This is a genomic window from Nocardioides sp. AN3, assembly GCF_054653495.1.
Genome location: NZ_BAAIGC010000001.1, coordinates 205,919 through 220,023, shown reverse-complemented (window position 1 = coordinate 220,023; position 14,105 = coordinate 205,919). Strand labels below are relative to the sequence as shown.

Below are 14,105 nucleotides of genomic sequence, written 5' to 3'. Positions count from 1 at the left end.
GCCAGCGGCCTAGATTGGCCATCGTGACCGCGTCGCGCCTGCAGGGCATCCCACCCACCATCTTCACGACGATGTCGGCCCTGGCGGTGAAGACGGGCTCGGTCAACCTGGGCCAGGGCTTCCCGGACACCGACGGGCCGCCGGAGGTCATCGCCCAGGCGGTCGCCGCGCTCGAGGGCGGAGCGAACCAGTACGCGCCCGGGCCCGGCGTGCCCACGCTGCGCCAGGCCATCGCGGAGCACCAGCAGCGGCACTACGGCCTGACCTGGGACCCGGACACCGAGGTGGTCGTCACGACCGGTGCGACCGAGGCGATCGCGGCGGCGGTCCTCGGGCTCGTGGAGCCGGGCGACGAGGTGGTCGTGCTCGAGCCCTACTACGACTCCTATGTCGCGATGCTGCAGATGGCCGGCGCCGTACGCCGCCCCGTGACCCTCCGCGCGCCCGACTTCCGCCTCGACGTCGACGAGCTGCGCGCGGCCGTGACGGAGCGGACGCGCTTCGTGCTGCTCAACTCGCCTCACAACCCGACGGGGACGGTGCTCTCGCGCGAGGACCTCGGCGCCATCGCCGAGCTGGCGCTGGAGCACGACCTGACCGTCATCACCGACGAGGTCTACGAGCACCTGACCTACCCCGACGACCGCGGAGGTGGGCTGCACGTCCCCATCGCCACGCTGCCCGGCATGGCGGCGCGGACCTTGACGATCTCCTCGATCGGCAAGTCCTACTCCTTCACGGGCTGGAAGGTGGGCTGGGCGACGGGTCCGGCGCACCTCGTCGGCGCGCTCCTCTCAGCGAAGCAGTGGCTGACCTTCACCTCCGGGGCTCCCCTGCAGCCGGCTGCCGCCTTCGCGCTCACCTCGGCGAGCGACTACCCGAGGCAGCTGGCCGAGTCGCTGCGCGAGCGACGCGACCTGTTCCTGACCGGCCTCACCGAAGCCGGTCTGTCGACCCGCACACCCGCGGGGACGTACTTCGCCATCAGCGACATCTCCGACCTCGGGTGGGAGGACGCGACGTCGTTCTGCCTCGCCCTGCCCGAGCGTGCGGGCGTGGTAGGCATCCCGGTCCAGGGGTTCTACGCCGACCACCCGGACGCCGGTCGACAGCTGGTGCGCTGGACCTTCTGCAAGCGTCCGGAGGTGCTCAGCGAGGCCGTCAGCCGGCTCGTCGCTGCGCGGCTTGAGCGCTGAACCACGCAACGACGTCCTTGCGCAGGAGCAGGGCGAACACGGCGATCGCACCGGCAAGCGGCACCGCCATCACCGGGTTCGCGAGGGTGCAGACCACCAGCCCGAGACCGGCCACACCGCTCGAGACCAGGAGCACCCACCGCGCCCAGGACGCACCACGGAGCACGAAGTAGGCGACCACGCACACCCCGAGCACCCACAGTCCGAGCGCACCCGCCATGAGGACGAGCATCGTGCGGACCAGGCCGACGGTCAGCGTCCCGTCGCGGGCGAGCTCGGGGTTCTGCCGGGTCAGCTCCGCCAGCAGCGCGTCAGGTGAGGCGATCAACCACGATGCGGCGCCGACGACCAGGCCGCCGAGCAGGACCGAGCAGACCCAGGTGAGCACCGCCGAGGCGATCACGGCCCGCGGACGTCGGATCGCCGGCGGTGCAACCGGCCAGATCGTCTGCGCGGAGGGCGCCTGAGCGAACGCGGTCGGCCCGGGGGACGCTCCTGGCCAGCTCTGCGCCGGCCAGGCCTGTTGGGGCGGAGCCCAGCCCGGGTGAGGCGGCGACATCGGCGGCGGGGGCGGCCAGCTGCCGTCCTCCCGTGAGCCCTGTGGCGGCCAGGCGCCCTCGGGCGACGCACCCTGGGGCGAGTTCTGCGGCGACTCCTGCGGCGACTCCTCGGGCGAGCTCTGCGGCCAGTTCTGAGGCGGGTCCTGGTCCTCGGGCGAGCTCACGGGCCAGTTCTGAGGCGAGTCCTGGTCCTCGCGCGAGCTCTGAGGCGACTCCTGAGGCGAGCTTCGCGGCGGGGGCCAGCCGGCGTACGGCGGCGGCTCCGGCGTCCCGGCGTCCTGCGGATGCGAGGACCGTGGCTCGGGCGTGCCCGGACGCCCCTGCTCCAGGGAGGTCCGGCCACCGTCCGCCGGGGTGCGAGGCGCGTCGGGCTGGGGCTGCCAGCGGCCGTCGAACCAGTCGCGCGCCGGCTGCAGCCAGAGGAGCCCGATGGCGACGGCGACGACGGTCGACAGCACTCCACCGGTGCCCACGCCCGTGAGGAAGAGCGGCACGGCCAGGACGCTGAGTGCGATGCGGGCGGACTTCGAGCGCTGGAGCGCCTGCCAGCCCAGGATGGCGGTCGCGGTCGCGCAGGCCGCTGCGATCATGGAGAGCACCTTGATGACCCCGAGGAGGTCGTCCACGCTGATCCCGCTGGCGTCGAAGGGGGCCTGGTCGAGGACGCGCCCCATCGCGTCGCGCGTGTCGATGCTGTGGAGCGCGGCGATCTGCTGGAAGACGGTCGCCACGACCGCGACCGAGCCGGCCACGATCATCCAACCGGCGATCGTGACCTGCCGCGGCCGTGGGAGCGCAGATGCCATGCGGGACATTCTCGCTCACGATGTGAAGGGGGCCGCAGGCGCACTGAAGAGGCGCTGCCACTTCGTGAACGACTTCACGAAGTGGCAGCGCCTCTTCAGTCGTCCGGTCCGGCCGTGGGCTCACGACGGCGACGGACAGGAGATGCCCCGGGGCGCGGCGTTCGCGCCCGCGCTCGGCCTGTCGGCTCACAGGTGGCTCCGGCCGCCCCCAGGCGCTCCGGTTCGCGCCGGCACTCGGCCCGTCGGCCGCGATGGAGCCCCGGCCGCACAGCGAGCGCCAGCGCCCCGGGCATCGGAGTCCGCTCACCGAGTCAGTGCGGCGGTGCGCGGACCGACTACATCTCCTCGTGCGTCTCAGGGTCCCCGCCGAACAGCCGACCGTCGGCGCGCCCGAGCGCCGTGATCGCCTCGACCTCCTCGGCGGTGAGCTCGAAGGAGAACACGTCGAGGTTCTCAGCCTGGCGCGACGGCGTGGCCGACTTCGGGATCGGCACGGAGCCGAGCTCGACGTGCCAGCGCAGGATCACCTGACCGGGCGTGACCCCCAGCCGGGACGCGGCGGCGCGCACGGGCGGGGCGTCGTACTGCGCCTGACGCTTGCCCATGGGGCTCCATGCCTCCGTGCGGATCCCGAGCTCCTCGTGGACCGCCCTCATCTGGACTTGGGGGAAGAGCGGATGCATCTCGATCTGGTTCACGGCCGGCGTCACGCCCGTCTCGTCGATGATCCGCCGCAGGTGGGCCGGCGTGAAGTTCGAGACGCCGATCGAGCGCACCAGGCCCTGCTCGCGCAGGTCGACCAGCGCCCGCCAGGCCTCAACGAACAGCCCCTGGCTCGGGTTGGGCCAGTGGATGAGGTGCAGGTCGAGGTAGTCCAGCCCCAGCCGCTCCAGCGACTCCTTCGTCGAGGAGATCGCGAGCTCGTAGGCGTGGTGCCGACCCGGGATCTTGCTGGTCACCTGCACCTCGTCACGCGGCAGCCCCGAGCGTCGCAGCGCCTCGCCGACCTCGGTCTCGTTCTCGTAGTTCACCGCCGTGTCGAGCAGGCGGTAGCCGCCCTCGAGCGCGCTCACGATGGCGGCGACGCCCTCCTCGCCGCGCATCGGGTAGGTGCCGAAGCCGACCGCGGGGAGAGTCGATCCGTCATTGAGGGTGTACGTCGGGACGCTCATGCGTTTCACGTTAGTGGCCGGTGTCGCGGCCTGGCGCGTCAGTGCCGCGGATCCGAGTCGCTGGATGACTCGGATCCGCGGCACAGAGCTGCCTGCCAGGCTGCGTCACGCGGTCAGCGTCAGACCGCCCTCGGCCCGGTCGACGGTGACCGCACCGCCGTCGGAGACCTGGCCGCTGATGAGCATCTTGGCCAGCTGGTCGCCAATCGACGTCTGGATGAGCCGACGCAGGGGCCGGGCGCCGTACGCCGGGTCGTAGCCGGTGTCGGCCAGCCACTCCCTCGCGGCGTCGGTCACCGCGACCGTGATCCGGCGCACCGCGAGGCGCTTCTCGAGCGCGGCGAGCTGGATGTCGACGATCCGGGTCAGCTCCTCCTTGGTGAGGGCGTCGAACATGACGACCTCGTCGAGCCGGTTGAGGAACTCCGGCTTGAAGGAGGCCCGCACCATCGCCATCACGTTCTCGCGCTTGGCGTGCTCGTCCAGGAGCGGGTCGACGAGGAACTGCGACCCGAGGTTGGACGTGAGGATCAGCAGGGTGTTGCGGAAGTCGACCGTGCGGCCCTGACCGTCGGTGAGCCGGCCGTCGTCGAGCACCTGGAGCAGGATGTCGAAGACCTCCGGGTGAGCCTTCTCGACCTCGTCGAGGAGCACCACCGAGTAGGGGCGACGGCGGACCGCCTCGGTCAGCTGACCGCCCTCGTCGTAGCCGACGTAGCCCGGAGGCGCACCGACCAGCCGCGCGACGGAGTGCTTCTCGGAGTACTCCGACATGTCGATGCGCACGATCGCGCGCTCGTCGTCGAAGAGGAAGTCCGCGAGCGACTTCGCCAGCTCGGTCTTGCCGGTGCCGGTCGGGCCGAGGAACAGGAAGGACCCGGTCGGACGGTTGGGGTCGGAGATGCCGGCCCGCGAGCGGCGTACGGCGTCGGAGACCGCCTGCACCGCGGCCTTCTGCCCGATGAGCCGCTCGCCGATGACCTCCTCCATCCGCAGCAGCTTCGCCGTCTCACCCTCGAGCATGCGGCCCGTCGGGATGCCGGTCCAGGCCTCGACGACCTCGGCGACCTGCTCGGCGCCGACCTCCTCGCCGACGAGCTTGTCCTCGCCGCCCAGGCTCTGCTCCGGCGCGCTGGCGGCCTCCTCGATGCGCTTCTCGAGCTCCTTGATCCGAGTCTCGGTCTGGTAGCGCTGCTCCAGGAGCTTGTAGCGCTCCGGACCCTCGGGTGCGAGGAGCGACTCGCGGGTCAGCCGGTCGAGCTCGATGCGCAGCGCGTCGACCTGCCGACGCAGCTCGCCCTCGCCCTCGAGGGACGCCTTCTCGCGCTCCCAGCGGGCCTCCAGCGCACGCAGGTCCTCCTCCTTGTCGGCGAGGTCCTTGCGCAGCACCGCCAGCCGCTCGACGGAGGCCTCGTCGGTCTCCTTCTCGAGCGCGAACTCCTCCATCTTGAGGCGGTCGACCTGGCGACGGAGCTGGTCGATCTCCTCGGGGCTGCTCTCGATCTCCATCCGCAGCCGGGAGGCCGCCTCGTCGATGAGGTCGATCGCCTTGTCGGGCAGCTGCCGCCCGGTGATGTAGCGGTCGGACAGCGTCGCGGCCGCGACGAGGGCGGCGTCGGTGATGCGGACGCCGTGGTGGGCCTCGTACTTCTCCTGGATGCCACGCAGGATCTGGATGGTGTCCTCGACGCTCGGCTCGCCCACGAAGACCTGCTGGAAGCGACGCTCGAGCGCGGGGTCCTTCTCGATGGACTCGCGATACTCGTCGAGCGTCGTGGCGCCGATCATGTGCAGCTCACCCCGGGCCAGCATCGGCTTGAGCATGTTGCCGGCGTCCATCTGGCTGTCGCCGCCGGCGCCCGTGCCGACGACGGTGTGCAGCTCGTCGATGAACGTGATGACCTGGCCCTCGGCCTGCTTGATCTCGTCGAGGACGGCCTTGAGCCGCTCCTCGAACTCGCCACGGTACTTCGCGCCCGCGACCATCGCCGCGAGGTCGAGACTCAGCACGCGCCGGCCCTTGAGCGAGTCGGGCACGTCTCCGGCGACCACGCGCTGGGCGAGGCCCTCGACGACGGCGGTCTTGCCGACGCCCGGCTCGCCGATGAGGACCGGGTTGTTCTTGGTGCGCCGGCTCAGCACCTGGATGACGCGCCGGATCTCGGCGTCGCGGCCGATGACAGGGTCGAGCCGGCCCTCCTCGGCCGAGCGGGTCAGGTCGACGGAGTACTTCTCGAGTGCCTCGTAGGTCGACTCGGCGTCCTGGCTCGTCACGTGCCGGTTGCCGCGGACCGCGGTGAGGGACTCCCGCAGGCCGTCGGCGGAGAGCCCGGCGTCGGTGAGGACCTTCTTGGCGCTCGACTCGACCGTCGCCAGCGCGATGAGCAGATGCTCGGTCGCGACGTAGTCGTCCTTCATCGACGGCGCCAGGTCCAGCGCCGTCGCGAGCACACGGGTGAGGGCAGCGGAGGCACCCGGCTGCTGGACCGTGCTCCCGCTGGCGCGGGGCAGGCGGTCGCGCTCGGCGCTCGCGGCGCGCACGAGGGCGGCCGCGTCCGCGCCGGACTTCGCGACGAGGTTCGCCGCCGTGCCGTCTTGCTGCAGCAGCAGCGCGACGAGGAGGTGGATGGGCTCGGTGGAGGTGTTCCCCGCCGTCGTGGCGGAGAGCTGGGCAGCCTCGATCGCCTCGCGGCTGCGGTTGGTGAACTTCTCGACGCCGAACTGGCTCATCGTCCTGGTCGCTCCTGTGTGTGACGGCTCGTCAGCACCGAAGTGTGCTGCTCATAGGGTCCAACGCACCAGAACTTGAGTCCATTCCGCTCAACTTTATTGATTTCTGACCGCCGGTCAGACCGTCGGCGGCACCGCCGCCTCGTCGCCGGGGTCGGCGTGCTCCGGGAAGTCCTCGGTGGCAGCGACCTCCTCAGAGACCAGGCAGGTGCGGCAGAACCCCTCGCCGAAGGGTGTGAGGTGGATCGACCGACGCACGACCTTCGCGAACTTGACGGTGTGCACCGCGGCCAGCACGTCGGGCTGCGCCTCGAGCACCTGATACTCCTGCGGGTCGCGCAACGGCTCCTTGGAGAACCAGATCAGGCCGAGCCGGAAGAGGTTGTTGAGGTAGGACGGCACCTGCTCGGCGTACCGCACGCCTGAGCGCATGCCGATCATCGACAGTCCCGGCGCGATGAGCTGGCTGTTGACCATGCCGGCCGGGCCACCCGTGCGGACGTCCACCGACGGCTGCGGCCCCCCTTGGAGGAGGAGCAACAGGATCCGGCCCTCGTCGGGGGCCAGCTCGTCGAGGATCCGGGCGTACGCCGGGTGCCCCTGCTCGTTCGACCAGACGTCGCGCGACCGCTCGAGCAGGTCCGCACCGCGCTCGCGAAGGCTGAGCGGAGCGGGCGGCGGCGGCAGCTCCGGGTGCCCGAACGCCTCGCCGAGCAGCTCGCCGGCCTCCATGAGCGCTCGTCCGACCGGGACGCCGGAGGCCACCGACCGCGCCAGCTCGGCGACCACGGCCAGGGCGGCCTGCGCCTCGTGGACGAGCTCGGCCGCCTCGGCCTGGTCGCGCGTCGCCCGGACGACACGCCGGCCGGTCTCCACGGACGTGCGCACGCCCCACTCGGCGGCGTTGAGGGACGCCGCACCGACCACCCTCGTCAGCCCTGGCAGCGCGGCCACGACCGGACCCACCCGGCCGCGATGATGCGGAGCCGGACTGCCGTCGGGAGAGGGTGTGCTCATCATGCGACCATCCTGAAGAGGAAGTGGTGGAGGAAGCCACCAGCGAAGCCCATGATGGCGCCATGGGCGTAGAGCATCCACTCATCCTCCTTGATCGCCGCCCGCATCATCTCGACGAAGTCGCGGGCCGGCAGCTCCTTCGTCCGCAACGCGACCAGTGACTGGATCCGCCCCGCCTGCTGGCGACTGAAGGCGGCGTCCTGGAACGGGGTCATCGTCCGCCCGACGGCCTCGCGTGCGACCGACTCCCGGATCGTGTCGAAGCGCTGCGGTCCGATGACGACCCGCACCGCGCCGCGTGCGGGCCCGGCAGCTCGGTCGATCGCCGGACGCAGGGCGGCGGCCAGCATGGCGCGCGTGCGGTCGCCGGACGGTCCGTCGAGCAGGTGGTCGCCGATGCGCTCGAGCGTGATGACGTCGGTGGCGATGATCCGCGCGTAGACCTGCGCCGCCTCGTCCTGCCGCCGCGGGAAGAGGCCCTGGACCTTGACGCCGAGGACGCGGTGGGCCTCGGGGGGCTCGAAGATCAGCCACATGCCGAGCGCATTGGTGGTCCAGCCGACGACGACGCCCAGCAGCGGGAGCACCCACCATGCGTCGGAGAAGGTGCTCACGACCGCGACCGGAATGCCGAGGAGGAAGCCGAAGATGAAGCCGAACGCCACCATCAGGTTGAGCTCGCGCTGACCGAAGTCGCGGAAGATCCGGACGACGAGCTCGGGATTGGCACGGAAGTGCTCGATGACCATGAGCTTGGGGTCGAGCAGCTGGTCGATGTGGATGCCGATCTCGTCGGTGATGCGTCCGACGATGGTGGGCAGCTGCGCCTGGACCCGAGCCACGATCCCGTCCCGCACCGGCTGCGGCAGGTCGCGCCACAGCCGTGGATGCTCGGTCCGCATCACCTGGTCGACGAGCTCGGGCACCTCTGGCCGGAACGTCTCCACGATGTGCTCGGCGATCCGCTCCGGCTCCAGCTGTCGGTAGAAGTCGCGCGGTGTGCCGAGCTTCGCGATCGCCTTGTCGACGGCGATGGACCCCATCTTCGCGGCGCGCGCCGGGATGATGCCCTGCCAGCCGACGCCTCCTTGGAGGATGCCGGGGATCTCCTGGATCTTCCGGGGCAGCAGGCTGGCGAACTCCCGCATGCCGCGGACCTCGACGCCCCGGAACCGGATCGGGTTGAAGAGCATCCACAGGCCGGTCCAGTTGATCAGCCAGCCGACGGTGCCGGTGAAGAGCGGGATGGTGGCGAACTCGACCCAGCGGACGTCGGACGCCCACTCCCCGAGCCAGCCCCAGAGCCCGTCCACCAGGCGTCACACACCCTTCGTCCGTCCGCCCTCCCGGGCCCGGCCGACACTAGCGGCACCGCGGTTGCGGGCGGCGCTCGTGCGACACGTGTCACAGGCAGCGGCAGGCGTGCTCACTCGTCGACCGGGACCAGCCGGGCGAGCGTCGTGAGCCGCCCGAACCGTCCGGGCGGCAGGATCCGGAGGACCAGTCGGGCACGGATCTGGTCCTGGCGCACGAAGCCGAACACCCGCGAGTCGGTCGAGCCGCTCCAGTTGTCCCCGATGAGCCAGTAGGAGCCGTCCGGCACCGTCACCCACGTGGGGCTGCCCGTGGCTCGGCCGTCGCTCGTGCAGCACGGCTGGGCGCCGCCCGTGGCCTGGTCGCGCCACGGCGGGTTGTCCACCGCCAGCACGGTCGTCGAGCCCGCAGGCCGGACGTAGACGCGAGGCGCGTCGGCCCCGCCCTCGACCGCGATCTGGTCACCCGGCAGGCCGATGACCCGCTTGACGATGTGCGTGCCGCCGCCCGACTCCCGCGCTCCGGGCTGGACGGCCTCGACGAGGTCGAACCGAGCGACGTTGCGACGGTTGGCGAGGTCGACCTCGAGGCGGTCGCCCTGGCGCAGGGTCGGCTCCATGCTGGTGCCCGTCACACGGACGGCGAAGAGGAGCACGACGACCGCGAGGGCCATGGCGAGCAGGAGCAGCGTGAGGCCGGTCAGGCCGGCGCCGCCCAGCCGAGCGGGGCGGCCTTCGAGGAGGTCGGTCCCTCCCACCAGCACCACCACCGTCGCTCGCGTCGACGAAGCCGGTCATCCAGCGCTGACGGGGGCTGACCGCGTAGCCAGGCTAGGCCGGACGCGCGCGCCCGAGGACGGACTGCGGGAGAACTACCCAGGATCAGCGACCGCGGCGCCAGACGACGACCGCAGTGTCCGGGTCGGGCCGGCGCAGCACCGGCAGCTTGTTGGTCGGCTTCATGTGCGGGCTCTCAGCCGGCGTACGGCGCCCTGCGAGTGCGTCCCGCAGCGCTCCACGCGTCGCCTCGAGCTCCGCGACGAGCTCCTCGTTGCGGGCGGCCAGGGCCCGGACGCGGTTCTCGAGATCGAGGATGCGTCGCACGCCCTCGATGCCGATGCCCGACGACGTGAGCTGCGCGATCTGGCGGAGCAGCTCGATGTCGTGGTGGGAGTAGCGGCGCCCACCACCGCCGGTGCGGCCCGGCGTGATGAGGCCCATCCGCTCGTAGGTCCGCAGCGTCTGGGGGTGGAGCCCCGTCAGCTCGGCCGCCACCGAGATGACGTAGACCGCCGCCTTCGGATCGGGGGTCACCGCTAGGCCCCGGCCTGGTCGAAGAGGTTGGCCCGCAGCGGCTTGCTCGACGTCGCCGCGCGGTAGGCCTCGACGGCGGCCCGAGCCTCGGCGTCGAGCACGGCCGGGACCTGCACCTCGACGGTGGCGAGGAGGTCGCCCTTGGTGCCGTCGCTCTTCTGGGCACCCTTGCCGCGCACGCGGAAGGTGCGCCCGCTCGGCGTGCCGGCCGGGACCTTGAGCGTCACCGGCGCGCCGCCGAGGGTCGGCACCTTGATCTCCGCGCCCAGCGCGGCCTCGTCGAAGCTGATCGGCACGTCGACGGTGAGGTTGTCGCCCTTGCGCCCGAAGACCCGGTGCGGGTTGACCTTGACGGTGACGTACAGGTCGCCGTTGGGGCCGCCCGCCTCACCGGCGGCACCCTTGCCGCGCAGCCGGATCCGCTGCCCGTCCTTGACGCCGGCGGGGATGCGGGCCGAGATGGTGCGCCCGGACAGTCCGCGCCCCGACCCGTGGCAGGTGGGGCACGGCTCGTCGTAGATCAGCTGCCGTCCACCGCAGCGGGGGCAGGTCTCGTTGACCGAGAAGCCGCCCAGATCGTTGACGATGAAGCCGGCGCCCTCGCAGTCGGGGCACACGTGCGGCCGGGTGCCCGGCTTGCCGCCGGTCCCGTTGCAGTCGGGGCAGGGTGCGTCCGAGGTCAGCCGCAGCTGGATCGTCACGCCCTCGAGCGACTCGACGAAGCCGATCGTCGCCGTCGTCTCGATGTCGGCGCCCTTGGTGGCACGCGGGCGCGACTGACGTCGCTGCGTCCTTCCGAAGAGATCGCCGAACATGTCGCCGAAGCCACCGGCACCGCCGGCCGTGCCGCCACCGGCGTTGCCGAACAGGTCCTCGAAGTTGTAGCCGCGGCCCCCGCCGGACGACGGCCCGCCGCCGAAGCCGAACGGGTTCGCGCCGCCCGCGTAGAGCGAGCGCATCTCGTCGTACTTCTTGCGCTTCTCGACGTCGCCGACGACGTCGTAGGCCTCGGCGACCTTCTTGAACTTCTCGTGCTTGGCCGTGTCGCCGGGGTTGGAGTCGGGGTGGTTCGCCCGGGCGAGCTTGCGGTAGGCCTTCTTGATCTCGTCGGCCGTGGCGTCCTTCTTCACGCCGAGCTCGGCATAGAAGTCCTTGTTGACCCAGTCGGCCCGGAAGCCGTTCGTCTCGTCAGCCATCCCTCCTCCTTTCCTTCATCGAACCCCGGGTTGTTGTCCGTCGAGCCCCGGGTTGTTGCCTGCCGACCCCCGGGTTGCGTGCCGGCCTCCGGCAGCAACCCGAGGCTCGACGGACAACAACCCGGGGTTCGATGTCAAGCAGGGTCGACGACCAGGACCTGCGCGGCGCGCACGACGCGCTCGCCGATCCGATAGCCGGCCTTGGCGACCACCTTGACGGTCGTCTCGGTCACCTCGGCGTCGGTGCCGAGGTGCGAGAGCGCCTCGTGCAGGGTCGGGTCGAACACGTCGCCCGGCTCGCCGAACTTCGTCAGGCCGCGACCCTCGACGACCCGCTCGAGCTGGTCGGCGACAGCCTTGAAGCCGCCTTCGAGCGGAGCGTGCTCACGGGCCCGGTCGATGGTGTCGAGCACCTCGACGATCGGGGCGAGCGCGGCATAGGTCGCGTTCTCCCTGACCAGCTCGCGGTCGCGGTCGACGCGCCGCTTGTAGTTGACGTACTCAGCCTGGAGCCGCTGCAGGTCGCTGGTCAGCTCGTCGATCCGCTGCTGCAGCTGCGCCTGCGGGTCGGCCTCCTCGGACTCCTCGGCCTCCAGGCCGTCGGTGCCCACCGTGCCCTGGAGGTCGTCGCGCAGGTCCGCGCCGTCGACGTTGCCGGCCGCCTCCGTGACCTCGTCGATCGACTCGGTCACCTCGGCCCCGTCGACCGAGCCCGTGTCAGGCTCGGTCGACGGCTGCGCGTCTGCCTGCGGCTCGCGCTGCTCGGTCACTTGGACGTGTCCTCACCGGGGCCGTCAGGACCCTCGTCGACGATCTCGGCGTCGACGACGTCGTCGTCAGCCTCGCCCGTCGCCCCGGTGGCCCCACCGGCCGCGGCCGACTCGGCCTCGGCAGCGGCGTACATCGCGGCGCCCATCTTCTGCGAGGACTCCCCGAGCTTGGTGATCGCGGCGGCGATGGCGTCCTTGTCGGCGCCCTCCTCGGCGAGCACGGCCTTGAGGGCATCGACGTCCGCCGTCACCTCGGTCTTGACGTCCTCCGGGATCTTCTCGCCGTTGTCGGCGAGGAACTTCTCGGTGGTGTAGACGAGCTGGTCGCCCTGGTTGCGGACCTCGACGGCCTCGCGACGCTTGGCGTCCTCCTCGGCGTACTGCTCCGCCTCCTTGACCATGCGGTCGATGTCGTCCTTCGACAGGGCCGAGCCGCCGGAGATCGTCATCGACTGCTCGCGGCCGGACGCCTGGTCCTTGGCGGAGACGTGGACGATGCCGTTGGCGTCGATGTCGAAGGTGACCTCGATCTTCGGCACGCCACGTGGAGCCGGCGGGAGGCCGGTGAGCTCGAAGTTGCCGAGCGGCTGGTTCTCCGCCCAGATCGAGCGCTCGCCCTGCGCGACCTTGATCTCGACCGACGGCTGGTTGTCGTCGGCGGTGGTGAAGATCTCCGACCGCTTGGTGGGGATGGTGGTGTTGCGCTCGATGAGGGTGGTGAAGACACCGCCCTTGGTCTCGATGCCCAGGCTGAGCGGGGTGACGTCGAGGAGCAGCACGTCCTTGACCTCGCCCTTGAGGACGCCGGCCTGCAGAGCCGCGCCGACGGCGACGACCTCGTCCGGGTTGACGCCCTTGTTGGGCTCCTTGCCGCCGAGCAGCTCCTTGACCAGGTCGGTCACGGCCGGCATGCGGGTCGAGCCGCCGACGAGGACGACGTGGTCGATGTCCTTGACCGCGACGCCGCCGTCCTTGAGGACATTCTGGAACGGCACCTTGGTGCGCTCGAGCAGGTCGGCGGTGATGCGCTGGAACTCGCTGCGGCTGAGCTTCTCCTCGAAGTGCAGCGGGCCGGACTCGCCGTGAGTGATGTAGGGCAGGTGGATCGTGGTCTCGCTGGAGGAGGACAGCTCGATCTTCGCCTTCTCCGCGGCCTCCTGGAGGCGCTGGGCGGCGATCTTGTCGGCCGAGAGGTCGACGTTGTTGTTGTCCTTGAACTTCTTGACCATCCACTCGACGATCCGGTTGTCCCAGTCGTCGCCACCGAGGTGGTTGTCACCGCTGGTGGCCTTCACCTCGACGACGCCCTCGCCGATCTCGAGCAGGGACACGTCGAAGGTGCCGCCGCCGAGGTCGAAGACGAGGATCGTTTGGTCGTCGCCCTTGTCCAGGCCGTAGGCCAGCGCCGCCGCGGTGGGCTCGTTGACGATGCGCGAGACGTTGAGGCCCGCGATCTCGCCGGCCTCCTTGGTGGCCTGGCGCTGGGCGTCGGAGAAGTACGCCGGCACGGTGATGACCGCGTCGGTCACCGTCTCGCCGAGGTAGGCCTCCGCGTCGCGCTTGAGCTTCTGCAGGATGAAGGCGCTGATCTGCTGCGGGGTGAAGGACTTGTCGTCGATCTTGACCGACCAGTCGGTGCCCATGTGGCGCTTGACCGACTTGATGGTCCGGTCGACGTTGGTGACGGCCTGGCGCTTGGCGACCTCGCCGACCAGCACCTCACCCGACTTGGCGAACGCGACCACGGACGGCGTGGTCCGCGCGCCCTCAGCGTTCGCGATGACGGTGGGCTCGCCACCCTCAAGAACGGACACGACGCTGTTCGTCGTGCCGAGGTCGATACCGACCGCACGTGCCATGGTGTTGCTCCTGTCGTTTGATGCGGCTGTGCTTGCTTCGCTGTGCTCGATGTCTGCCAGCTGTCGCCGGCCATCATGGCCGCTGCTGCGAGTCTGACAAAATACTTGAGTCCGATCAACTCAAGTTCGTTCACACCTCACAACGAAGGTCTCTCGGCGATCATTCCCGGCA

11 protein-coding genes are annotated in these 14,105 nt (G+C 70.8%); 1 reads left to right on the top strand and 10 read right to left on the bottom strand.

Going from position 1 to position 14,105, the window contains the following annotated elements; translation table 11 throughout:
* Nucleotides 1-23 precede the first annotated feature (23 nt).
* Nucleotides 24-1,196 (top strand): pyridoxal phosphate-dependent aminotransferase, encoded by a 1,173-nt coding sequence (locus ACYQ1K_RS00985; RefSeq protein ID WP_459980545.1) that lies wholly within the window; start codon nucleotides 24-26, stop codon nucleotides 1,194-1,196.
* Here ACYQ1K_RS00985 and ACYQ1K_RS00980 read toward each other — a convergent pair.
* The 10 genes from ACYQ1K_RS00980 to dnaK all read right to left on the bottom strand — a co-directional run bounded on the left by ACYQ1K_RS00980 (nucleotide 1,162) and on the right by dnaK (nucleotide 13,933).
* On the bottom strand, nucleotides 1,162-2,562 hold the full coding sequence (locus tag ACYQ1K_RS00980) for a hypothetical protein (RefSeq protein WP_459980543.1): 1,401 nt from the start codon (nucleotides 2,560-2,562) through the stop codon (nucleotides 1,162-1,164). The two genes, ACYQ1K_RS00985 and ACYQ1K_RS00980, sit on opposite strands and share 35 nt — an antisense overlap.
* A gap of 335 nt (nucleotides 2,563-2,897) precedes the next feature.
* Nucleotides 2,898-3,734: an aldo/keto reductase gene (locus ACYQ1K_RS00975; protein ID WP_459980541.1), complete on the bottom strand. Its 837-nt coding sequence runs from the start codon at nucleotides 3,732-3,734 to the stop codon at nucleotides 2,898-2,900.
* Nucleotides 3,735-3,839: 105 nt separating this feature from the next.
* Complete coding sequence (gene clpB / locus ACYQ1K_RS00970; protein WP_459980539.1) at nucleotides 3,840-6,464, bottom strand: ATP-dependent chaperone ClpB; 2,625 nt, start codon at nucleotides 6,462-6,464, stop codon at nucleotides 3,840-3,842.
* Nucleotides 6,465-6,581: 117 nt separating this feature from the next.
* Nucleotides 6,582-7,484, bottom strand: coding sequence for an Abi-alpha family protein (locus ACYQ1K_RS00965; protein ID WP_459980538.1), 903 nt, complete (start codon nucleotides 7,482-7,484; stop codon nucleotides 6,582-6,584).
* Entirely contained in the window at nucleotides 7,481-8,794 is a 1,314-nt protein-coding gene (locus ACYQ1K_RS00960) for a DUF445 domain-containing protein (protein ID WP_459980536.1), read from the bottom strand. The genes ACYQ1K_RS00965 and ACYQ1K_RS00960 overlap by 4 nt, the downstream gene beginning before the upstream one ends.
* Nucleotides 8,795-8,907: 113 nt before the next feature.
* The gene (gene lepB, locus ACYQ1K_RS00955; protein WP_459980534.1) at nucleotides 8,908-9,552 is read right to left on the bottom strand and encodes a signal peptidase I; all 645 of its coding nucleotides are present in this window, start codon (nucleotides 9,550-9,552) and stop codon (nucleotides 8,908-8,910) included.
* A gap of 124 nt (nucleotides 9,553-9,676) precedes the next feature.
* Nucleotides 9,677-10,108 carry a heat shock protein transcriptional repressor HspR gene (locus ACYQ1K_RS00950; protein WP_459980533.1) on the bottom strand — a complete coding sequence of 144 codons (432 nt, stop codon included), beginning with the start codon at nucleotides 10,106-10,108 and terminating at the stop codon, nucleotides 9,677-9,679.
* A gap of 2 nt (nucleotides 10,109-10,110) precedes the next feature.
* Nucleotides 10,111-11,304, bottom strand: a complete 1,194-nt coding sequence (dnaJ, locus tag ACYQ1K_RS00945; protein WP_459980531.1) for a molecular chaperone DnaJ — start codon at nucleotides 11,302-11,304, stop codon at nucleotides 10,111-10,113.
* A gap of 134 nt (nucleotides 11,305-11,438) precedes the next feature.
* Nucleotides 11,439-12,074: a nucleotide exchange factor GrpE gene (gene grpE, locus ACYQ1K_RS00940; RefSeq protein WP_459980530.1), complete on the bottom strand. Its 636-nt coding sequence runs from the start codon at nucleotides 12,072-12,074 to the stop codon at nucleotides 11,439-11,441.
* Complete coding sequence (gene dnaK / locus ACYQ1K_RS00935) at nucleotides 12,071-13,933, bottom strand: molecular chaperone DnaK (protein WP_459980529.1); 1,863 nt, start codon at nucleotides 13,931-13,933, stop codon at nucleotides 12,071-12,073. Before dnaK ends, grpE begins: the two co-directional genes overlap by 4 nt.
* Between the last annotated feature and the right edge of the window lie 172 nt (nucleotides 13,934-14,105).